The following is a 23,828-nucleotide window of genomic DNA, read 5'->3' as shown; positions in this document are numbered from 1 at the left end:
TGACCGTATTTTTGCGCAGATTTACTGTAAGAAATTCCATGTCGTGGTGAGAATTCTCTTCTCATTGGGGTAGGCCGCCTATAGAAACCGTCCCAGGTAAAGTTTCTTTTCTAGGTCTACACTTTGGGGCAAACCATGGTAGCGTCACAATTCGAAGGTCATTTGGTTACATGGGAAGAAGATTACAGCAACCGGGTCAATCCGGAGCTGATGACGAGTCTTCTCCATGATGCGATTCCCGTATTAAGGTCCGTCGGCTGGCGGGTTACGGAAGTTCGGGAGGGAGCATGCGTTTCGGAGTTACCGCTTTGTTTCGCATCGACGAATCAACACGGGACGCACCAAGCTGCGCTCATTTCGCTTTCTGCGGATTATACCGGTGGTTTGGCCTTGGCAACGCTTTTGCGGGGTATCCCACTGGCCGGAGTCCATCGCTGCAAAGAGGAAAACTCGGCATCGCTTTGGCTCGCGGCGATGGACGTCAAGTATCGCAGTCCAAGTACCGGTCACCTCCGGGCGAGTTGCGTCGTCCCTGAGGACGTGGCTCGTACGATTCAGCAACGCTACTTTGCCGGCAAGCGTGTGCTTGTCACCCTGACGGTGAAGTTCACGTCCAACAATGAAGTCGTTGCGGAAGCTGAGATGAAGTATTTCGCGCAGCCTTCGATTCAGTTGTTGCCGACGAAGCAGCAGCCGCGGATCTCACCTTTGTTCGCGCACAAACTGAAAGCGTCAGCTCGCATGATCGCGGGGCTTCGTGCGTCGTTCGATGACCGGGGGATTCGGGTGGACGTCGGACATGAACGCGACGCAGCAGGACCTCACGGCGCGTTGCTCGCCAATCGACTCAAAGGCGTTTTGCCCCAGTTGCAGAACATGGTCAAAGCGCGGACGGCACATATCGATCAGACGCTCGAGAGTGTCGAAGGGTTGAAGCAGGTCGTGATCCTTGGTGTGGGATTGGACATGCGGCCGTTCCGACTTTTTGACCGATTGGGACAGCCGACGTTCTTTGAGCTCGACCTGCCTGAGATGTTGGAAGAACGAACCCGTGTGATCTCTCAGATGAAGGACCGCCCGATGGTCAGTCGCCGCATGATCGCTGCTGATTTCAAGACGGACAATCTCGCCAAATTGTTGCACGATCATCCGGATTTCGATCCGAGCCTACCCACGGTATTCGTCTATGAAGGTTGCTCGATGTATTTCACCGAAGAGGAAAATCGAGAAATTTTGACGCTCGCGTCGAGCTTGTGTCAGCATACCGATAGTCGGCTCTGGTGCGATATTGTCGCTCAGAGCGTTGTCGACGGCACGTCGGAGCACACCGAGATCATCAAATTTGTCGAAGGGATGGACGAATTGGGCGAGCGATTTATCTTCGGTTCCGACACGCCTTCCGACTTTTTGGCCAGCTGCGGATTTGAGCCCTCCGAATCGATCACCGCCGGCGAATATTTGGGTGCGTCGGATCGCGCGTTTTCGACATATCGATTTGCGGTCTGTCACGGCAAGGTAGCAGTCAACCGCTGCTAAAACGCAGTGCTTTTTGGGATGTATCAAACGGTGTGTGAGATCGCTCTCACGCACCGTTTTTTCGTAACGCCGCGTCGCAGGATGCGCAGCGGACGTGAGAACCCGATTTTCCTACCCACCAGTTACTGATCTGAAGATTCATTTTGTAATACGAATGTCGGCGGGCGTGTTCATTTTTCGCAACGAGGGATGGGGATAACGTGCTTTGACGCGGACGCTCAGAATTCCAGTAGTTGCACTGGGGCCTCAGTGGTAGGATTGCTTCCTTCGGGGGGGCGGATGTTAGAGACGCTTGCCTTGGTTCTTCTCTTGTAGGCGTTTATGAAGATCAATCGACGTCAATGGATCGCGGGCACCGTTGCGTTCGGGACTTCGGCCCATCTATCGTTAGACTCGCGATCACAATCTCCCGAAAGCTTGGTCGATAACAAGGTCGCTGGTGCTGCCAGTGGTCCGGTCATTCATGTCAAACGCCGTCCCGTGGTCAGGGTTCTCGGTACCCACGTCACGCTTCAGGAAGAAATAAGAAAGCGTGCGGAGGTTGAACTCGGCATCCGATTGGAATTTTCCCCCGGTGGTTCCGCCGAGGTTTTGCACAAAGCCTCCACCCGACCGGAATCATTCGATCTTTACGAACAGTGGTCCAACAGCATTCGCGTCTTATGGCAGGCCAATGCGATTCAAGCGATCGATGTCGGAAGAATTCGTTATTGGGATGAAATCAATCCCTTGACGAAGACGGGACGTTTGTCGCCTGAAGCAAAACTAGGCGCTGGCGATGCCCCCAACAAAATCCTCTACGTGCAGCCAGACGGGAAACTCGGAGACCAAACGTCCGACAAAGTCAGCTTTTTGCCTTATGTGCACAACGTCGATTCCTTTGGATACAACCCTCTGGTCGTGCCCACCGGTAAACCCTATGTCACCGAGAGCTGGGCTTGGCTGCTCGACGAAAAATGGGCCGGAAAAGTCGCGATCGTCAACGAGCCTACCATCGGCCTTTTTGATCTGGCATTGGCGGTTCAGGCAAAAGGTTTGATGGAGTTCAACGACATCGGAAGCCTCACCGCTAGCGAGCTCGATGAATTGTTCTCCATATTGGTGAAGTATCGCAGAGCAGGACACTTCCGTGGAGTTTGGAGCAGCGTGCCCGCGTCGGTGATATTGATGAAACGCGGCGAGGCGGTCATCGAGAGCATGTTCTCACCTGCCGTTTACGATCTGCACGCGGCAGGGATCCCTTGTGTGTACGCGTCGCCAAAAGAGGGCTATCGAGCCTGGCATGGTGTGATGTGCTTGTCTTCGGCGACAACAGGTTTGGTTAAAGACGCCGCCTACGAATACATGAACTGGTGGTTGTCGGGATGGCCGGGGGCGTTTATTGCGAGACAGGGATATTACATCTCAAATCCAGAACGTTCTCGTTCGGAATTGTCGGAGGTCGAATGGGACTACTGGTACTTGGGGAAACCCGCCGCGTCCGATTTGCTGGGCACGAGTGGCTCGCGAGTGGTTGAAAAAGGTCGGATTCGTGATGGGGGCTCTTACACGAAGCGTTTCAGCAACATCGCCGTGTGGAATACGGTGATGAACACCTACGAATACAGTCTACGCCACTGGAACGAATTTCTCTCCGCGTAGACCCTTCTCTTAATGATCAACAACCTTCCCGCAATGTCCTCTTTCACAAACAACGCTGAAGTATCCGATGGATCGGATCCGCAGAACTGGATGCTCGGCTTCCCAGAACACGTGATGAGTGCATCTCGATGATTCATTCTCCCAAAGTCACTTCGCTCAAAACGCTTCTTCACATTGGCAGCGGACTGCTCGTGGCGATCTGTTTGCTCAGCAACGTGATCGGGTGGGTCGGACAAGAACTGCTGCTTTCAAATTTTCGGGTGATCGAGTCTTCCGATCAACTCGCGGCGGATGTCTTACGTGTCCATTACGACGCTTTGCAACTCAAAGCTCGGGCCGAAAACTATGCACAGACGGGCGCTGACGCTCAGTATCTCGGGGCGCTTGAGTTGCAATCGGACTTGCTCGCCGCGATCACGCAATTGAAGACCCGGGTGGGCGAAGGCGACGCCTTAGCTGACATGCTCGAGAAGATGCGCGTGCACATCGCGGTGTTTGGCGATCGGATGGAATTGGCGTCGGCTGAACGCACGGTACGTACGGAACTCCTCCAAGACAAATTGCTGAAACAGGAATCGGAGGTGGATCAGTCGATTGCGGAGTTCGAAACTTCGCTCAATGAGATCGATGCCGACGAAGCGTCGCGAAAGCTGCTCGTCGCCGTTCGCGCTTATTCGATGGCACGCAAGAACCTGCTCCGCTACTTCATTAAGCCCGTCTCTGAAGACTACCAACAGATGCTCGATGCTCTCAAGCGATCTCAGAGCGAAGTGCAACGGATTGAATTGCCTCCCGAAAATGAAGAGGCGATCGCGGCGCAGCAACGCATGCTCGCAGCACTTTCGGAATTTCAAACACTCGGCGTGCGTGCGGTTCAAGCAACCCGCGGATACATGTTTTACGTCAACGTGGTGATGGCGGGTGAGATCTCTGAGTTCGTCCATTACGCAAAAGAAATCAATTCGCTGGTCAGAGAGCGTCGCGAAGCGACTCGCGTGGCGCGGGAGCAGGCCGTGACACGCAGCCGATTGCTCGGCGTCCTGGCGTCTGCCCTCGCGGTAGTCATCGCAGCAGTGCTGGCGTTTCGGCTTTCAAAAGTCATTTTTGATCCGATCTCGGGGCTAACCAAAACGTTCTTGCGGTTGGCTCAGGGAGAAACGATTGATTCCATTCCGGCAGTTGGACGAAACGACGAAATCGGACGTATGGCCCGTGCTGCCGAAGTCTTCAGCCGAAAGAACCAACAGACCAAAGAACTGCTCGACCGCTCGCAAGCTCTTTCCGAAGAGTTGGCTCAGAAGGCGTTGATGCTGGAGGAATCGAATCAAGAATTGGACAATTTCGCATATGTGGCGTCGCATGATTTGAAGTCACCGTTGCGCGGTTTGCGTTGCCTCGCCGAATGGGTCCAAGAAGATTGCGATGGACTGCTCAGTGAAGATTCCATGACGCATTTGCAACAGATGCAAGCCCGTGTCACAAAAATGGAGTGTTTGCTCGACGACCTCTTGAATTATTCCCGCGTTGGTCGTATCGAACAGCGCCTTGAAGCCGTCGATGTGCACGAGATGGTGGAATCGATCCTGGAACTGCTCGACGACTCAAGTGGCGTTCAAGTTGCTATCGATGGCGACCTGCCCGTCTTAGAAACTTTCCGCGCACCGTTGCAGCAGGTGATGCTCAATTTGATCACGAACGCAGTCAAGTATAACGATAAGGGACGAGACGGACGCATCCAGGTTGCAAGCGAACAAAAGGGTGCTATGGTGCGATTTTCTGTATCAGATAATGGCATCGGAATAGCACCACGTTTTCACGAACGGATTTTTCAAATGTACCAACGAGCTTCGTCTCTCAATGTTGACGGTAGCGGTATGGGTCTTGCAATTGTTAAGAAACAGATTGAGATCGTCGGGGGGCAAATTCGCGTCGACTCTACCGAGGGTAAAGGAAGTACATTCAGCTTTACCTGGCCGATGAAGATTACCAAAACAGGTCACACCGCTGGTGTGGCCTCCAGCGTATGAGGGGCGCCCCCATGGAGCCGGCAAAGATGACATTTGTATTAGTCGAAGACGATGAATTAGACATGGAGGTGTTTCGTCGTGCGCTTCGAAAACATAAGATTTCGCAAGAGATACGTGTCGCTAAAGATGGCGGCGAGGCAATCAAATTGCTCCGTGAGGAGTTCGTCGACGGGGCCAGGCGAGACTTTATCGTCTTCCTGGATCTCAATATGGCGGGGATGAATGGGCACGAGTTCCTCGACGAAATTCGTTCCGATCCTGATCTCAAGGTCGCCGTCGTGTTTGTGCTGACGACTTCCGAACATGAGCGTGACTTACGACTTGCTTACGAAAAGAACGTCGCCGGATACTTCACGAAAGGGAATATTGATTACCTGATGCAAGCGATCAAACCCTACGTCGACGGCGTCGCCCTGCCCCGGGTCAGCAACGACGAAAATGGGCGTGGGAAAACACAATGATGCGTCACAGCGTCTCTGAATTGCCAGCACTCCGATGGTCAGTGAAACAGAAGCCACCGACAGTTTGCCTCGAAAATCCTATTCAACGCAGGGCAGCACCGTTGAGAGCATTTTCGAATGCGACATTTAGAGCGAACCAGTAGTGGAGGCTTCCAGCCGCCATCGGTCGTACGTCGGCGTCTGGAAGCCACCACTACATGAATGCAATGATTTAAAGGCACGAAACTGCTGTGGACGCCGTGCACGCATTGGTTCTTTTGACGAGCTTGATGAATGGTCCCGAGTTCAATCGGCCTGTGAGAATTCACCGGCGTGCGCCCAAGCCGTCAAGCGGCTTTCGAAATAGTCACTCGAATCTTCACAGACGACGTGTGACATTTTCCGTTCTAAGAGGATTTCTTCTACTGGGACGCGTGTGAGTCCGCCTTCGTCGAGTAGACGTTGGCCGCTCAAAAGTTCCATCATGTCTGGATACCACGATGGAGCCGGCGCGGTGGGAATCGTCGTATCGATTTTCATGACCACCGGAGCCGTATGCCCCCAAACCGCGAAGCATCCATCGTGCGCAAATGGCACCCGACCACCTGCCGAATCATGTCCCACCCCGCTGGATGAAGTTTGACGGATTCGGACACCAACGGGCTGGCCGCTCGAGGTGTCCCAAACTTGCAACGCATCATGGTCCACGGTGATGGCCAACTTTCCGTCGGGGCTGAAGTTGGCCTCACGTAGGGCACTATCATGAATCATGAATGGGGTTTTGGGCTTGCCAGTCGCTGCGTCCCAGATGCGGGCCGTCGCATCTCTTGCTCCGGTCAATATCAGCTTACCATCGCCGCTGAACGACGCGTTGCTGACCTCGCCTTGGTGTTGCATCGGTTTGCCGATGGGTTCTCCGGTCGCGACGTCCCAAATTCGCGCACTGAAGTCGTTACTTCCGGTTACCAGCTTGCGTCCATCAGGGCTGAATTTGCAGGCTTGAACACGAAAATCATGCCGAACGGTTTGCAGCAGATCGCCGGTCTCAACATCCCATATTTTGGCGGTGTGGTCGTCCGATGCACTCGCAAGAAGGCGATCATCGCGTGAAAAATTCAGATCGTTCAGCGTGCCGCCGTGGGTCAAGATGCGATCGATGAGAATTCCTTGGTCGACATCAATGACACGTATCAAACCATCATCGCCCCCATGAACCCAGAGACCGCCGTCGTGACTAAGGCGATAGCAATAACCATTTGTTCCGAGATCAATGGGGCCCCATACACGTCGCCCCGAACCGACGTCGTAACATTCAACAACGCCCTTGCCAGAGCCGAGCACCAAAGACTGATCGTCAGGTGTAAAGGCGATTCCATGAACGACCGCTTCCAAGGTTGTCTCGATCGAACGGACGGGGCGCATGTCCGCGTCCAAAATGGTGACAGGAGATTTGCGTCCTTGGACCAACGCAGCCCGTGCTCCGTCATGTGACAACGCCAGCCATCCCGTTCGTTGGTTTGGCGGACGATAGTTTTTCTGTGAGAGTCCTTCCTCCAGTCGCCACACACTCACCGCGGCATCCTCAGGAGGCATTTGAGTCACCCATTGAGGACTCCCCTCGACCACCAACAGCCGGTTGGAATCAGGATTGAATTGCAAACGTTGTACCGCCGCGGATGTGCGAATGGCGCTGACAGCCTTTTTGCCTGTATCCAAGTCCCAAATGTTGGCGGAATAGTCCCATCCGCCGGTCGCCAGAAGTCGGCCGTCGAGTGAGAAATCGGAGGCAAAGAACAGGTACTTGGCAGACATCGAATCGGTTAAGAAATGCCCCGATTCAAGATCAATGGAATGGGTAACGCGAACATTGGTGTGAGCATGCAGGTAGTTAGCGTGTTTCGCAAACGTCGGGTGAAAACTGGGGTGCCGCCGACCATGGAACACCGCTTCGTTGGAAATCGTGTCCCAGCAACGAACGGAATCGCCAGAGGCGGCGACATACCGTCCGTCGTGAGAAATGCCTACCCAAACGAGCTTGCCGTCGAGATCGAACTCGTTTGTTGCGATCAACTCGCTTTTCGAATCAGGCGAAAAGACGACTACTCGTCCATCGACGCTCCCCGCAACGAGCTTTTGGCCTGCCGGTGTGAATGCAATCTTCGCAACGCTTGATTGCAGGTCAAAAAATGACTGAATCTTGCACGTCGTATCGGATGGATCTGACGCTGCACTCCAGAGACGCACCATGCCGTCTTCCGCCGCGGTGGCTATCGTTGCATCAGAGTCGAGGAAAACGACATCGTTCACGGGCGCAGGGTGCTTCATTTCGCATATCAAATCGCCGTTGTCCGCGTCCCAAAGCATGGCCTTGGCATCACGGGAGGCGGTGACGAGGTGACGATCATCCGCTGAAAATTCGACGCGCGTGACGACATCTTCGTGTGGCAGCTGTAGCAACTCCTTTCCCGACGTCGCATCCCAAATGCGCGCGGTCGCATCGATACTCGACGTTGCGATTCGATCTCCGGCATGATCAAACGTCGCGTAACGTATTTCGAATTCATCGCCATGGGACAGTGACGGACATTGAGGCTGCGCAAACCTTCGATGGTCGATAATCGAGGTCGCCAACATCGTCGCCCGCCAGTCGTGCGGGTCACGTCGCAATCGCCCGGCTAGGTAAGCCAAAGCCTCTGAATTTTCATTGCGAGAGGTCATCTGCACGATTTCGCCCCATCGCAACTGATCAAGGCTTGATTCTAATCGGTTATTGGTCAGCTCAGCTCGCCGCCACTGCCACAGGATGCTGGTCAATCCGATCATGACCAGCACAACGATCGCTGTCATCAACGACGCCACGGCGGGATTTCGATTGCACCAACGCCAACTCAGTTCGACGAAGCCGATGGGGCGCGCGCGGATCGGAACGTCATCGACGAATCGCTGCAGTTCCTCGGCGACTTCAGCACAGGTGCGGTAGCGATTTTCCGGGGCCTTCTCCAAACATTTCATCACGATGGTTTCAAGATCGCGATGGATTGCCGGATTGATCTGTCGTAGTTTGGGAGGAGATTGTTCCATCACGGCTTTGATGGTCGCGATAACGTTTGATTCTCCGAAGGGCGGCCGGCCGGCGAGCAGTGAATACATTGTCGCGCCAATTCCATAGACGTCGACCAGCGTGGTCACGCCGCTCGAATCGCTGGTTGCTTGTTCAGGCGCCATGTAGTTGGGACTGCCGAGGATCGATGACGGCAGTGTCAATCCTGCGAGATCGACTTCCGTAATCTTGGCGAGTCCGAAATCCGTCAACATCGGTGCGCCGTCACGAGTGATCAGAATATTCGCGGGCTTGATGTCACGATGGAGTACACCATGCTCGTGAGCGTGGGTGACGGCGATGGTTATCGACCGCATTAGGCTAGCAATCCGCCTTTGTCGTGCTTTGGATTCGGCTGATTCGTCGTCCGGGGACAACTTGTAATCGTCCAAGTGGTCTGCCAGGCTTCCGCCTTCGACCAACTTCATGACAAGGTAGTGTTGGGTATCGATTTCCCCGACTTCATAGACGGGAACGATTCCAGGATGATCCAACCTGGCTGCTGCCTGTCCCTCCGCTTGAAAACGTTGGATCGATTCCGCCGAAGCTAACTGACCTGCGGTCATGATTTTGACCGCGACTTGTCGTTGAAGACTGAGCTGAAACGCGCGATAGACGATTCCCATTCCGCCACGGGCAATCTCTTCGATCAACTCGTAGTCGCCGAAAACGGAGAGGACTCCCGATTGCAAAAATTGATCGTCGACCTCGTAATCGTCCTCGCTCGATTCGAGGGCACCCAAAGAAAGCAGGCAGCGGATACACTGGGCGCCAGCGACTTGGGTGTCCAATAGGGCGCCACAGCCGACGCACCTTTGTTCCGAATTTGCCTCCGAATTCATGCTTTACTCGGCCCAACCGAATTTAAGGTATCAAAGCAGGTTCGGTTACTTGGGCGGACAAGGATGAGGTGGCGACAGCCCACCAAACGCGTGTTGTTGTCCAACATAGAAACACGCTGCCGAAGCCAGAGTAACGTCGCAAGCTTGACGATTATTCATCGTTGAATGTTGCGAATCATCCTATTCAGCTCGTCGTCAACATCCTCGTGCGATTCGAGCGTACGGGCCACCTCTTCCCGCAACAGTTTGCCGTAGTGGTTCCGCATGCGACGAATCGACATTTTCACCGCGGGGACCGATAGCCCCAACTGCGCGGCGATCCGGGCTTGCGGAAGTCGCTCTTCGTTTGCCACCAAATACGAGTGCAACGCATCGAACAATTCTTTTCGGCCGGCATTCGTATAGTCTTCACGCATCTGCTCGAGTACGCGATTTAGCATGGATTCCGCCCATTCACGCTCAAAGATGGTTTCGGCGGTGTCTTGGCTTGCAATGCGGGATTGATAGGTGCCCTCCAGATCGTATTCGCCCATCGAACACACCAAGACGTGCCCGCCACGCTTTTGTGTCTTGCGATCTCGATAGTCGTTGCGGATGTAGTTTTTCAGCGAGGCTAAAAGAAATGAGCGGAATCGGCCCTTCTCCGGCTGAACAGATGCCAGCCCACGGTTTTCCAGCAATTGGGTAAAGAAACCCTGCGTCAGATCCATCGCGTCGTGTTGGTTACGTCCGGATCGTCGTGCATACGCGTACAGAGGGTACCAGTAGGTCTCGCACAGCCGTTGGAGAGCCACCGCGGTATCGTCACTGGCGGCGGAAGCGTTTAATACGAGGCTCCAGCAGGTGCTCGCGAACTCCGTCACCTCTTGTCCGGTCAAGCAAATGTCAGGTTCGTGGTTCAAATCGTAAGTCTCGTAGGCAGTCGGGCTAGCATCTCAAGATCCGAATACGCAAAACGGGACAGACGTGAATCAATGAGGGATTCCCATCATAACCATTGCGTCGGTGTGATGGACGTTTGATCCTTTGGTCTGCACTCGCACGGCGGAAGTCCATTTCAATCGATTCTCCCCCAGCGGGTTCGCGATTGCAAGTCAGCGAGCGAGCCCGAAGAGGTGGGAAAGCGGATTCCCAAGCGATTTGCTGCGTTCTCGTGGATCGTGCAACCACACCAGGCTTTTCTACGTCAATCTCGACAGCGAGTCTCGCTCGTCGAATCTGTTGTCACTGTCGTTGAGCAATTGCTCGCGACGGCCATCCCGAGCCGCGAACCGAACGCAATGGCGGCGGTGAATACCCGGCCATTTTAATTGCAGACGAGCTTCATCGGGGGCGGCCAAGCATGCAAGTGAACCAGAAAACGGGTTACTTTGACGCTTGAAACGTTATTTTTTCTTAGGAGGCCACGTTCTCGCGTCGAGTGAGGGGGCCGGAGAACACGTTTGCATCAGACTCATGTAATCTCTTGGGAGCATCGAACACACCACCGACTCGGATTCGTGTCTATTGCTCGGGGAGCTAGCCGCTGGGAGAGTGAAAATCGATCGCTTGGAGTCGGCGACGATCGCCTGCGAGTGGAACGTCCCTTTTACGCACTCTTTTCGGTGTTCCCAACTCATTCGCCCGTTCTAACTGACAACGCGAGAATATTGTGATGGAGTATTCAGTCAATTTTGGCCGCATTTCAAATGCGGCGGCCAGACCGGCCGGTGGCGGACCTTTTCGGATCGCCGTATTGGGTGATCTTTCTGGCCGGGCCAACACCGGGCGTCTCGAAATTGGGGACGAGCTGGCGTCGAAAACGCCACTCCGCGTCGATGTCGATAATCTAGATGAGATCATCGAAAGGCTCGACATCCAACTGAGACTGCCAATTGGCGACGATGGTGGGACTGCGAAAATTCCACTGACGGAGATGGATGACTTTCATCCTGATCAGTTATACGACCAGCTCGACGTGTTCTCCAAATTAGCGGGGCTGCGAAAGAAACTCGCGGACAATTCCACGTTTGAAGGAGCCGCTCGGGCTGTTCAAAGCCTGTGCGGTACCGATGCCGTCGAACGCAACAGTCATCTGGCTCGACGAGCCCGCGGCACGCAAATGCCCAACATGAAAATGAGCGATTTCGCGTCGCTTGTGGGACGCCCCACGGCGAACGATGCCGAAACGCCGATCAACAATCTGATCAAGCAGCTCATCCGGCCGCACTTGTCGGTTGAAGCGGATCCGCGTCAGGAACAAATGCTCGCGACGGTAGACGACGCCTTGTCCGATACGATGCGCCGTGTTCTCCACGATCCCGACTTTCAAGCCTTGGAGTCGGTCTGGCGGTGCATCGAGTTGTTGGTCCGCAGGATTGAGACTGATGTCAACCTGCAGATCGTGCTTTACGACATCTCGGCAGAAGAGATCGCCGCCGATCTGAGTTCGGCTGAGAATTTGGAGGATACGGGACTCTACAAATTGCTCGTCGAACAGCCGTCGCTCGACGCCCAACAAGGTGCACTCTCTGTGTTAATCGGCAATTACACGTTCGAGCAAACCCCGCCTCATGCCGATCTGCTCGGAAGGATGGCCAAAATTTGTGCCAGTGCGAATGCGCCCTTCATTGCTTCGATCAGTAAAGAATGTCTTAAGAAACTCAATCCCGAGGATGTGCATCCGGTTGTCAAACAATCATGGGATCAGCTCTATGCGTTGCCCGAGGCGGCGTATCTGGCGTTGACGGTGCCACGATTCATGTTGCGTTGGCCGTACGGCAAGAAGAGTGAACCGATCGATTCTTTTGAGTTCGAGGAGTTCACTCCTCGCAGCGGTGTCAGCGGAATGTTGTGGGGAAACAGCTCGTTTTTGTCGGGCCTTCTCATTGGGCTGACGTATCAGTCCCAAGGTCTCAAGGACATGAAGCTCGGATCGATTTTGGGCGTCGATGACATTCCGTTCTATTACTACACCGATCAGCACGGCGACCAGATTGCACTGCCCTGCACCGATCGCCTGCTCTCGGATCGGCTTGCCGCGCACGTGAATTCGCAGAACTTCATCCCGGTGCTATCGATCAAGGGCCGAAACGAGGTGAGAGTAGGTGGATTCCGATCGTTGGCGGGAGCCGAGTTAGCTGGGCCGTGGGCACCGATCGAAATCGCGGCCGGAAGCCAGATCCCTGCCTTGCCGACAACACAACCCACGCCGGCTAGTCAGCCAGCAGAACCAGTCTCGGACGACGACTCAGTTGACGATGACTTAGATGCGCTGTTGGCGGACCTCGATACCACAACGGATGACGCTCCCGCCGCAGAGCCCACATCGGACACGGCAGATCCAGCAGCCACGGAACCGTCAACCGAAAGCGACGCTGACGACGACTTAGATGCATTACTCGCCGAACTCGGCGGCGGTGACGAACCAGCCCCCGAATCCGACGACGCCATGGACCCCGAACTCGAAGCCCTACTGGGAGATCTCTGATCGATTCATTTGTGCAGGAGAATCAATAAATCGTTTCCGCGTTTCTCATCCGTTAATACTAGGTCTCTGCGCTCAGGACAGAGATGCGGTCGAGGACGTCGTGCGGCGGAATTTACGCGCGCGCTGGAAGATGCCAATCCCCAGTACCACGGCTAAAACTTGCCAATTGGTCTATGACCGGTTTGCGGTACCAGATCCATCCAAGGCTAGTATCTTGGTAGGTGGCCACTTCTGATTGAGAATTATCAATCTGCTGATAGCTAACTTTACTCTCAAGGTCGTATCGAAGAAGCCCACGGCCAACAAGTGTGCGGTTTGGGTTACAAAAGTGATCCCGAACATTACGAATCATACGACGCCAAGAGATTCAAGAACCAGCCACTTTATTGGACTGGTAGGCGAACTAAGCAGGTAGGCAGGATTAATTCTAAAATCCCATGAGCCATTCGGACGTTAGCATGGACTGCTAAATCTCTGGACCGCTGAATCGTTGCAAAGACGTGGACATACAAGGCCGCGCCAGCATTGCTTCCATTCCAAGTCGCGATAGCGACGGCAGGCGAAAGCCCCGGACGCGAGTCCGGGGGCGACGTCGCCTGCACACATCTCAAGTCGCGGAGCGATGACAGATGCCGCTCCCGGTGGGTCAGTCGTGCGCACGCCCTGGTTTTGCGTCGTCGCGTTGCGACTTGCTTCGCTTTGTTTTCCCTAACCACGGAGACTCACGTCCGTGGCTATGACGTGTCGTCACGATCGTGACTAACCATTCGCGCAAATCGCGAAAGGGATAGCGACATGTCTTGCCTATAACGAATTTTTGGCAGTCTTGTGATTGCCTTGGTTGAACGTAGGAACTGTGATTAGCATCAAATGACAGATATACCGAAAGACTCCAGCCTACCTGCTAAACGCCGCAATTTGAAAGCTTTCTGGACGCGCGCGTTCTCGCTGTGGATCCGAAACCGACGATTGACGACGTCTTGGCGAAACCAGCGGCAGTTCCGTTTCTGTGTAAGCTTATGGCAGCGTTCCGTTCAGAAGAGACCCTCGACTTTTATCTTGCTTCCGATCCTGTTCCAACCGGAGCGGCGGCGACGCTTTATGGAAAGCATATTGCCTCGACGGCAGATGCGCAGATCAACATTGATGCGTCGATTCGTAGTGCCTTTGAGCGCGTCTACCAGCAACCGTCGGACGCACGAGATTGGGCACAAGCCGATTGGGTCAGGGCACACACTGAATGTCATAAGCTGGTCATGCAACAATACAACGCATCGATTTCTAAATTCCCCGAACTGGTTTCGCGAATTCGCTTGGCTCTAAGGTAGCCGCCAACAAGGCAACAGCCTGCGAAATGATTGTTGCATCCCGTGGCTGACCCGAGTCTCGCATGGTTGCTATCCGCTCTGCGCAACCAGGTTCAAGATCTCGCGTCGTTCCCCCATTACGAGCGTGTCAAAGTCTGCTTGGTTTGCTTCGCGCATCGTTACCAAAGAATCCCATTCGTAGTCGGTGGAGCGTTGGGTGCGCAGATCATTGATCGCGTTCCCTAAAACGGTCGACGCGTCCGCCGCCAGCGTTCCCAACGGGTCTGATTCAGAGGGTTCGGAAAAAGCCTCCCCGACCAGTACATTGCTCTCCAAGGCCAGCACCGCTTCGTCGCTTGCACTCATTTCATCGTACGCAGCCCGCCCCCGATTAACGGCAAGCATCAAGAAGTCGTCCATCCTGGTTCGTAGCTCTCTCAAAAGCGGCACAAATACCTGCATATCCACATTTTCCGGCTCCGTGCCACTGGCTAGAGACTGGATTAATCTGCTCTGAATCGTCGCGGCTTTAAGTGCATCCCGATCACCTTGGAAATCATAATTTGTCAACGCCGGACAGATCAGACGCAAAACGACGAATCCGCCTACGTATGCGATCGCCCGCCGTGGGGCATCGTCGTATTCGGCAAACCGTTTCATGGCTGCGTCGTACTGCAGCATGCAGGACTTGGCGATCGACGAGGGAACTGGCTGGGCGCAAATCTTTTCGACAAACTGCCGGAATAAGTTGATGTGGGTCTCGATGTTCGCATCCCGCGTTGCAAGCGCGTTCATATAAGCTTCCCGATCATCCATGGAAATGTCTTGGGGCAGCTTGATACTTAAATCGACGTCCTTCACAGAGACGACCATGTCTGCGATGCTACCCTGGCAGAACTCGATTCCGCCCGAGGACAGTGCGTAGGTAGTCAACAACTTTGAGCTAGCCGTTTTAGATCTCAAAGGTGACGTGCTGGAACTTGCGTTGGAAAATTCATCGGCAATCATAGCTCCCAACAACTGATCCATATACTCGTCGTCTTGTGCAAACTCATTGACAATCGTTTCGACGGTAATCATGACCTGCGGAAATTCTATTTGCGGCAGTAGCACGCCCAGAGCCTTGGGAGCCAATCCCGATTCAAGAACTGCTTGCCGCTGATAGTCATCGCAATGGGCGTAAAAATTTGCAAGGGCATTGAGATCTTCACGAGCGGGGTTTCCGATTTCGTCTTCTCCTGCGTCCGGGACGACATCGCCAATATCCTGAATCCAGTTGGCGGTGATAGCGTCCGAAATTCGGTGTACGGTTTCAATAACCTGAGCGTCCTCCAACTCCTGCAAACTTGCCCCTCGCAGCTCCTCAACTCTGGCGGCTATTCGATCTGCCTGCTGGTTGGCCGATTCCAATACCCTCGCCAAGGCGTCCATCTTGAATTGAGTAATTTCGATGTAGAGCTCGAGTTGTGCGGATCGATCTGCGAGCTGGTCTCGATCAATTAATTGGAGTTCCTCCGAGAATGCTCGCAACGCAAATTCGAGATTGCGGAGAACGGGGCTTAGTTCTGGCAGGGTTTCAATACCAATGGGAAATCGCTTTTGTTTGATTTCATTCTCAATCCGAGGAAGCAGTGCGGCAACCGGTTCCAAGACTGAAGTCCGAAAAAGCTCATCCTCGGGCCCCAGCCGGTCATCAAAATCATGTAGGAGATTTCGTCTCTCGTCCTCCAATTCCTCCATCGCGATCTGGCAATGGTTGGTAACTCGAGGCCGTCCTGCGAACTCCGACATTTCGCTTCGGGCCGTGTCCAGTTGACGATCGCGTTCTGCGCGGCTTTCGAGAATCTCCTGTTCCAACGCGTACAGTTGCTCGAGGCCTATTTTCAACGTGACATCATAGACAACCTTATCGCCGCTCATTTACTCTCTCCTGACAATCGGTTTCGACTGTGCCCGACACAACAGCTCAGTCACTCGTGGTCATTAAATTCGATCATGGTTTCGAGCGTGTGGCAACGTTTGGCCAACCTCAATATTTCGTCTTCTAACGGGGAATTCTCAATCGCTGGGCCACCCGCGGTGTTTAACTCTGTCGTGAGTTCTTGAATTCGTGGTAGCAATTGATTCAGTTCTACCAGCGCTAATTCTCCCAAGGTCTCCGATGTCGCACCCTCAATCTCAGCGAATGCATTTATTGCCCGCTGCTTACGATCTTCAATATTTCTTGCGTAGCCTGCGAACAGAATGGAATCGTGGTTGTAACGCCTCAACGCATCACCTCCCGCTTCCCTGAATTGTTCAATACCATCCTCTACCGCTAACATTCGGCGCCAGGCTCTCTCCAACGCAGCCCTTCGTTCGTCCACTGGATGTTCGGCGTTCTCGCCTAGCGTTAGCTCACTAAAAATGGGGCGATAGGCCTCCTTGATTTCACTGGAGATCACTTCGATCGTCGTGTCCAGCAACCGGATCTGCTGCAGATAGGGATCTTCCTGGGGTGGCAGCCAATCCTGCTGACCCGTTAGATCAATACGAACTAGGTCGAGTAGTGGATCCCGATGAGTTTCAAGCATGGCTTCATGGTCCATGTGGTCGCCACCGGTGCTCGTACCCGTTACTTGGTGGCCAGCTTCGACAAGCTTGTCGCGCATCGACTCGCCTCGTTTGGCGAACTCCCCTTTTTCATCCTCATTGCCTTCGGTTGCAACGACTTTGCGCGTTGCGGGATTGCTGAGCTCCAGCAACGCTTTCTTGCCACTCATCCGGCCCAGTCCGCGTTTCGCTAGTGCCGCTCCGCCCAGACGCCCCAATATCGTGCTGTGCCCAATGACACCATCATTAGCGCTTGGCATAGGGCGATCTTGAACTTGTCCACGAAAACAGATGCCGTTGGACTCGTACTGAGCCTCTAGCTGCGCCGCGACCGTCGCGCCCATCGAAAAGCCATGCAGAATGATGTTCTCGGGATCGTAGCCTAACCCAACCAGATACTCCAACATGGCTTGGCCATCCTGGTTGACAGTTAGCTCCCCCACGTCATTCGCATCGGAACCACCGAAGCCTCCGTAATTGACGGACAACACATTGGCTCCGTTACCAGCGTAAAACGAGGCCACGTCGAAACCTTGGTCCTCGGCTGAACCATGACTGCCCGTGAGAAGAAGAACGGCGGGACGCGTCGTATCAACTTGGAAGTCATTGCCTCGGAGGTTGTGTCCAGCAACAGAAAAGAAATTGCCACGTAACTCGCGACCATTCGCGCTAATCGTAACCGGCGCAGCTCGACCGTCCTGATACAACTCTTTCAATGCATCCTTTCTTTCCTTCTCTATGGTTGCCCGATCACCAGCGTCACCAAACAACTGATTAGCAAGGCCTTTGCCAATACCGGATGTTGGCGCCGCTTTTCCAGGCATTTCGACTTCAGGCAGTACTTCTCGTGGATCCCTTACGCGATGATCGTCTAACGGTGAATCATTGGTCGTTGGAATGTCCGCAGCATCGAAATCTGTAATGCGTTGGTCGAGGGCAGCCAACACAGCTACCGTGAACTCTTGATTGCCACCATCCGCCATTGTGAAACCTTTCTATCGATGCGTCGGAACGACTTATTTATGGTATTGACGCTAACGCGAAAGCGCGTCTTTCAGTTTTTCCAAAGCGGGTGAGAGTGTTCTTTTGATTCCGACCTTAACGCCCAGTGGGTTGTGATCGCACAATCGCACCAACGCGTCTGCGCTCAATAGCTCTTGATATTGCGTGATCTTATGGAGCGCTTCTCCTCGGAGACGTTCTTGATCAGCCGGAGCTGCGTTGTCGAAGTCGGTCAAAGCGTTCCGAAGTCCAAGCCGGAAGTTGTCGGTAATCTCATCCCGGCACAAACGAGCGACACGCTGTAAATCGATGTTGCCTGATGCGTGCATCGCTTTCTCCAGTGCCACCAATTGCTCGGCAACTTCGCCTTTTGCGCGTTCCCAAATGACGCGACCGCCCACGGCCACGGCACGCAGCGGATCGACGGGACGTACCTTCTCAACAAGCTCTTCATCGGTCAACTTGCGTTGACTTGGCATCGCTAGCGAGTCAAAGAAATCTTCTCCGTCGTTTGCAAGCAGGTCCATCAACAAGGATTCTGCCATTCCTAAAGAGGGCTCGTGCACATCAGTCGCGGCGGTTTCCACGTCCGCCCGGGAGGCGGACAGACGCTTGAGCAAGCCAGCTAATTCGGCCATTCTTGTTTTTGCGATTTCAAATTGCTGAGCTTTGATATCATTTACGATTTCCACCATCCTGTTTCGAAGCTCGGACGCTTGGTCTGGCAGCGACGCACCCACCTTTTCCACGACAGGCTTTAGCTTTTTCAGCGACTCGGCTAGCTTACTGCCTAAATCCGGGACAGCATTGGCCGGCGCCGCGCCAGCCACAATGCTTTGAATCCGCTTTCCGAACTCGACCATCCCGGTCCGTGCAGAATCATATTGCTGAGCTTTAATCTGCCCCACGAGTTGAGCCATTGTTGCCGTGAGGTCAGCAGCTTGATCCGGCGCCGCCGAGACGGCATTTTGCATCGCAGGCTTCAATTTCTTCAACCCAACCGCCAATTTCTTTGCCAGGTCCTGATCGTCGGCTACAGGAGGCGGCTGGGCCGCCTCATCGTCATGTGATGGTTCCGATTCCTGCTCTCCATCGTCAACGGCTTCTGAACCAGGTGGTGGCGGCGCGACGGGGACATCCGTTTCGGCGTCGGGATTGGGAACGGCGGCTACGTCCGTGATGATGTGATAACTCGGTTTAAACGCAAGTCCATTGCCCATGAGGAATTCGCGCAATTTCGCCTTTTTGGTCGGTGGCTTTTCCTCCCAAGAATCGACCTTCATGGCCGCAGCGACTTCCCCATTGCCGGGCAATTGAAAGAAGAGCTTCTGTCCGGATCCTGTGACCACGCCGTAGGCAACGTCGCCTTTGAAGCCATCCTTCTTGGCCTTCATAATTTTGGGACCGAAGGGCCCTTTCTTGAATACGACCAAGGTTTTGATGGAAGCCCCCTTGTTGATCAGAAAGAACTTCCGCGCTTTTCCTTTCTTGACCTGCCCCTCAATCATCTCGATCGTTTCTTCGCTGATCGGTGGCAGTTCAGTTTTGGCCATGATGGATCGATCTTTCTAGTCGGTCACAAGGAAGCTGTCATCGATGCGAGACACGCTGCTGAATTGCGAACCAGCGGTGTTCTGATCGATATCATAGCATAATGGAAATACGATTTGGTCTTAGAGCATTTTCCTTTGTGATGTAGGTCGATTCAAACTTCGGCGATAAACTGCGTACTTCTGACTCAGGGAGGTGCACAGATGAGAGCGTTGAGTATGGATTTGCGAGACCGGATCTTGGCTGCCGTTCTAGATGGCAATGAGAGCATGCCGAAAATAGCTGCTTGATTTTCGGTCAGTCATAAGATAGCGCAAATGCTGAAGTACCCATGGCGTGACCTGGGAACGCTTGAGCCCCCAACTCACAAAGTGGGGCGAAAACGCCTGTTGAGTGACGAACAGTGCAAGCGACGCGATCAGCTTGTACGCGAGGATCCCAGTCTCACACTCAAGCAACTTCGTTCGACAATGCGAGTTGGCTGCTGTCCGAAGACGATTTGGATGGAACTGCATCGTTAGGGACATACGCATAAAAAAGTCGCTGCATGCCAGCGAGCAAGAGCGAAGTGACGTCAAAGAACGAAGGATAAGCTGGAAACACCAGCAGCGCAGGTTGGATATCAACAAGCTGATATTTCTAGAAGAAACGGGTGCCAGGACGAGCATGACGCGTCGACATGGCTGGGGCCCAAGTGTTGAGTGAGTCACTGACCTAGTTCCGCACGGACACTGGAAGACAACAACGTTGATTCACGCAATTGATTGTTACGGCAGTCGCGTATCTATGATCACTAACAGCCCAGCCAATGCACAGATCTTTGAAGCCTATGTCGATTGGTTGTTGGCTCACACACTGCGTCCTGGCTACATTCTGATCATGGACAACTTATCGAGTTACAAGAACGCTTCCGTGCTGGAAAAGATCCATGCGACTGGGGCGGAAGTCCGATTCCTAACGCCGTATTCACCGGACCTAAATCCGATTGAACAAGTTTTCTCGAAGTTCAAAGCTCATCTACGTCGCCTAGACGTTCGAACCGAAGGCAACCTTCACAACGCGATTGGAAAAGCCATCAAATCTGTGACGCCGACGGATTGTCTGAGCTACTTTCGCAACACACGCTATGTCGCGCAATAAAAAACAAAATGCTCTAGTCATCCTCGCCAACGCCACTCGCGACGGGGTCGCGAGCCACTTCCGCTTGCAAATTCTCAATCAGCCGGCCGAGTGGTGCCAATTTCTCTCGAAGGCTCTCTGCGGTACTGGACACTGATGGCACTTCACTGACGAGTTTCCGCTTTCCAATTTTTTCGAGAGCTTCATTGGCTTCGTCGTAGATTTGTTGCAGATCGTCCAGTTCGTCCGTGTGGTTGCATCCCTCCACTGCACTGATATGGAGATTTAGCAGTCCGAGCGAGTCTTTTACGAGTGCCTGAGCCGATGCCTCTTCGGTCTCTCTTGCAAGTCGCATCAGTTCTTCATCTCCAAATCCGGTAAGCCGTTCGCGTTCGACAGCCATGTCCAGTGAGGACAGCGACATTTCAATATTCATTTCCTCAGAATCGATATGGGCTCCATACAACTCGAGCACGGCTTCCATGTTTATGTCCGGAGTCCCGTCTTCCAACACCGGTTTGAAGCCTGCTAGAGCCTTTTTGGCGTTCCCGTATGCCTTGGTGAGTCTCACTGCTTTGACGTGCATGGCATTGACTTGTTCTGCAGTTAAGTGTCGCCTGTGATCGCGAGTCAACTCATAGAGCTCATTCGCCTCGCGACTGAACGCTGAGCCGAGAGACCAAGCGTCGTAAAGTGCGCCGGAGACTTTGTTCGGGTCCTGTCTCACCATTCCATTTTCGAGTGCCGTGGAGTAAAGGTTGAGCCAAGTCTCAAGGACAAGTGAGCCGATACTTACGTTTTTCGACCACGTTAATTGCGTCGTCTCCTCGACTTCATAGTGTTTCTTCACTTGTAGGTGTCGCTCGTACCGAATTTCGAGAAAACTGACCAAGATTCGGACTGAATCATCCGCTTTGTCGTCCGGTGCGCGGAGGTCTCCTTCGGTCAAACCGATTTGGGCGCAAACCTCCTTGGCGACAACATCTTTGGCGACCATCGCCCCCCAAGCAATCGTGTATTTGGCCAACGTCGGGTTTAGTTTGCGGGCGATCAACGCCGCTTTGCGATTCTCCGGATTCTCAAAAGCCATTTGTGTAATCCGCCATGCTTTTTCAACTTTTGCGGCGTCTATTTGCGCGCAGATAAGATCCATGGCGCTTTCGGCAACACCTTCAATGGCCTCGACGAGCTTTCCAATCGCGAGACCAAAGGTAGGTTCGGCTTGAGCGATCTGAGCACCCATTTTCACCGTGAGCATGATCGATTTTACGACGTCCCGCGGGTAGAGCCGTTCCTGCTCTTTCACGAAGGAAATGACCGACGTGAAGTAGGGGCTTGCGGCATTCTCGGCGTACTCTGAAGACTGCCGCCATGTGACGAGTTCTTGATGGGTCTCCACGGCCAACTTGATCTGGAGAGCGAGGTCGAGCGCCGTTCCTGCCGCGGCGGCGGCACCCCAGAACCGAGCCGCTCCCGCTGCACCGGTTTTCACCACTCCCGAAACCAACGACATGATTGCCCGCTGTTTTTGAATCTTGGCGATGAGTTGCCCGATCCGCTCGAGTGCTTCTCTTGAGGGCTCGTCCTGCAGCGATTCGAGGGCATCGAGGTAGTCGTCTTCCTCGTATTCGATCGCATCTCTCATCGCGATATCTTCCTGTAATTTGGATGTTTTGGTACTCACCTGGGGCCCATCCAGGATCGATTCGAGAGCCTTGACGACGGCATCGGCACTGCCCGTTTGACTAGCCAGCGTAGAACTGTCCGACGAGCTCCACGTCGACGCGAGATCGCCTCGGTAGGTTTTCCATTCATCATCCAGAGCCGTCCCGGTGAGACCCCGACCTTCGATGCTTTTCATGAATGTCTTGTACTCGTCGGTTGATTGATACGAGGGGTTTTTGCTGGGGTCGAGAGTGTCTTTCTTCGCCTTGATGACCTCGGCACTCATGGCCGAAGTCACGGCCAATGTTACCTCTCTCGCCACGGCGGCTCCGTACGAGATGGCAAACCGTTTGAGCGCTGACGTGTCCCCTTTTCTCGCCTTTTTCACCGCTCCGATCAGATCCTTCTCGATGGCTTTTCCAACCACCACCAGCCCCGATTTGATACCGGCGGTAATTTGCGTCGCGGTATGAGCGTCATCGCCACTCTTGCTAACGTTATCAATACTTACCGCGATGGCGATTGCATCTCCCAGCTGGGCTAGCAATCGGCTGGCCAACTCTCCATCTGAATTGGAGGTGCGAAAGGTCTTCACCAATGCTGGCACCTGCGCGGCTGCTTTGAAACCGAGGGCAATGTACTTGCCAGCATCTCCTCCTACTCCCTTGCCAATCGCTTGCCCCAGACCATCGATAATTCCTTTCGACGCATCCTCGGCGTTCTTCTTGGATATCTCGACCACTGCCGTGGTTGTCGCTTTGAGAGAAATGTCGACGATCGTGATGATCGTTCCGATGTTTTTTGCCGTGTCGTGGAACGCCGGATCGCTCGTTTCCTTCACGCCCAAGGATGCAATCGCGACGCTACCCAATCCGCTTAGAATTGTTTGCACCTGCGTCGCGGTGTTCTGCCACTCCGGTTCGTCTTCGATTTCTGCCAGGTCTTCAAGATAGAGCCGATTGCTCTTATCAATCATCTCCTGAGCGCGACTGAACTTCGCATTGATCTGGTCCTCCGGAAACAATCCACGACGAATGAACGGACCATAGGTAGCATCGGCTGCGTCCAGGTTATCGAACAAGTGACGCTCTTCACGCTCGATGCCACCGTTTTTGAGAACTGACCAAGGCAAGGTCCGCGTGGTCAGTTCTGTTGTCGTTGTGGCAAAGTCGTGGACGATCACGCCAAACTGCACCAAGTGTGTATCCATCGACGTCTTCAGGCGATCGTACCCGTGCCCGTAGACCTCATCGGGAATCGAGCCCATGAGGGAAACCTTGACGGATTCGGAATCGATATTGCTGACCGTCAGTTCGAGAGCGGCAATCTCTTCAAGTACTCCGACGTGCTTTTCCAGACGTCGCTCAACTTCCGCTCTGGCTGCCAGGCGTGCCGTTGCGATTTCGCGTCGCTCGACTGCATTGCGAGCCTTTAGTTCGTCGTAGATCGAAAGCGTATTCCAAACTTCGGGTGGCGTGGCATTCCCGAGGAACCGCGCGATCCAGGCACGATCTTCCGTTTCGAGTGGCATCAGTTC

The 23,828-nt window shown here is 53.9% G+C and carries 12 protein-coding genes and 1 pseudogene; 7 read left to right on the top strand and 6 right to left on the bottom strand.

What is annotated here, in order from left to right; translation table 11 throughout:
• Nucleotides 1–135 precede the first annotated feature (135 nt).
• The 4 genes from NB063_RS04660 (at nt 136) to NB063_RS04645 (ending at nt 5,665) form a co-directional block, all read left to right on the top strand.
• The gene (locus NB063_RS04660; protein WP_250927583.1) at nt 136–1,536 is read left to right on the top strand and encodes an SAM-dependent methyltransferase; all 1,401 of its coding nucleotides are present in this window, start codon (nt 136–138) and stop codon (nt 1,534–1,536) included.
• A 321-nt stretch (nt 1,537–1,857) separates the two neighbouring features.
• Complete coding sequence (locus NB063_RS04655; RefSeq protein WP_250927582.1) at nt 1,858–3,177, top strand: ABC transporter substrate-binding protein; 1,320 nt, start codon at nt 1,858–1,860, stop codon at nt 3,175–3,177.
• Nucleotides 3,178–3,305: 128 nt separating this feature from the next.
• A complete protein-coding gene (locus NB063_RS04650) occupies nt 3,306–5,204 on the top strand; it encodes a sensor histidine kinase (RefSeq protein WP_250927581.1) in 1,899 nt (632 codons plus the stop codon).
• A 26-nt stretch (nt 5,205–5,230) separates the two neighbouring features.
• Entirely contained in the window at nt 5,231–5,665 is a 435-nt protein-coding gene (locus tag NB063_RS04645; RefSeq protein ID WP_250927580.1) for a response regulator, read from the top strand.
• 285 nt (nt 5,666–5,950) lie between these two features.
• On the opposite strand, the gene NB063_RS04640 is transcribed toward NB063_RS04645, so the two are convergent.
• Nucleotides 5,951–9,586, bottom strand: a complete 3,636-nt coding sequence (locus NB063_RS04640; RefSeq protein ID WP_250927579.1) for a WD40 repeat domain-containing serine/threonine protein kinase — start codon at nt 9,584–9,586, stop codon at nt 5,951–5,953.
• A 155-nt stretch (nt 9,587–9,741) separates the two neighbouring features.
• Nucleotides 9,742–10,488: an RNA polymerase sigma factor gene (locus NB063_RS04635; RefSeq protein WP_250927578.1), complete on the bottom strand. Its 747-nt coding sequence runs from the start codon at nt 10,486–10,488 to the stop codon at nt 9,742–9,744.
• A 752-nt stretch (nt 10,489–11,240) separates the two neighbouring features.
• Between NB063_RS04635 and NB063_RS04630 the strand changes: the two genes are divergently transcribed.
• A complete protein-coding gene (locus tag NB063_RS04630; protein WP_250927577.1) occupies nt 11,241–13,055 on the top strand; it encodes a type VI secretion system contractile sheath domain-containing protein in 1,815 nt (604 codons plus the stop codon).
• 1,019 nt (nt 13,056–14,074) lie between these two features.
• Complete coding sequence (locus NB063_RS04625) at nt 14,075–14,383, top strand: regulator of G-protein signaling domain-containing protein (protein ID WP_250927576.1); 309 nt, start codon at nt 14,075–14,077, stop codon at nt 14,381–14,383.
• A gap of 69 nt (nt 14,384–14,452) precedes the next feature.
• On the opposite strand, the gene NB063_RS04620 is transcribed toward NB063_RS04625, so the two are convergent.
• The 3 genes from NB063_RS04620 to NB063_RS04610 are packed head-to-tail and all read right to left on the bottom strand — an operon-like array spanning nt 14,453 to nt 19,509.
• Nucleotides 14,453–16,282 carry a RasGAP domain-containing protein gene (locus NB063_RS04620; protein WP_250927575.1) on the bottom strand — a complete coding sequence of 610 codons (1,830 nt, stop codon included), beginning with the start codon at nt 16,280–16,282 and terminating at the stop codon, nt 14,453–14,455.
• Nucleotides 16,283–16,332: 50 nt separating this feature from the next.
• Complete coding sequence (locus tag NB063_RS04615; protein ID WP_250927574.1) at nt 16,333–17,937, bottom strand: alpha/beta hydrolase family protein; 1,605 nt, start codon at nt 17,935–17,937, stop codon at nt 16,333–16,335.
• 51 nt (nt 17,938–17,988) lie between these two features.
• Nucleotides 17,989–19,509: a hypothetical protein gene (locus NB063_RS04610; RefSeq protein WP_250927573.1), complete on the bottom strand. Its 1,521-nt coding sequence runs from the start codon at nt 19,507–19,509 to the stop codon at nt 17,989–17,991.
• Between the two features lie 727 nt (nt 19,510–20,236).
• Between NB063_RS04610 and NB063_RS04605 the strand changes: the two are divergent.
• Nucleotides 20,237–20,647: pseudogene (locus NB063_RS04605) on the top strand (transposase); the annotation flags it as partial.
• A gap of 13 nt (nt 20,648–20,660) precedes the next feature.
• Here NB063_RS04605 and NB063_RS04600 read toward each other — a convergent pair.
• The gene (locus tag NB063_RS04600; protein WP_250927571.1) at nt 20,661–23,822 is read right to left on the bottom strand and encodes a hypothetical protein; all 3,162 of its coding nucleotides are present in this window, start codon (nt 23,820–23,822) and stop codon (nt 20,661–20,663) included.
• Nucleotides 23,823–23,828: the final 6 nt, after the last annotated feature.

This window comes from Aporhodopirellula aestuarii (assembly GCF_023701485.1).
Taxonomy (GTDB): Bacteria; Planctomycetota; Planctomycetia; order Pirellulales; family Pirellulaceae; genus Rhodopirellula; species Rhodopirellula aestuarii.
The sequence above is the reverse complement of the archived record's forward strand: the minus strand, read 5'-3'. Positions and strand labels throughout refer to the sequence as shown.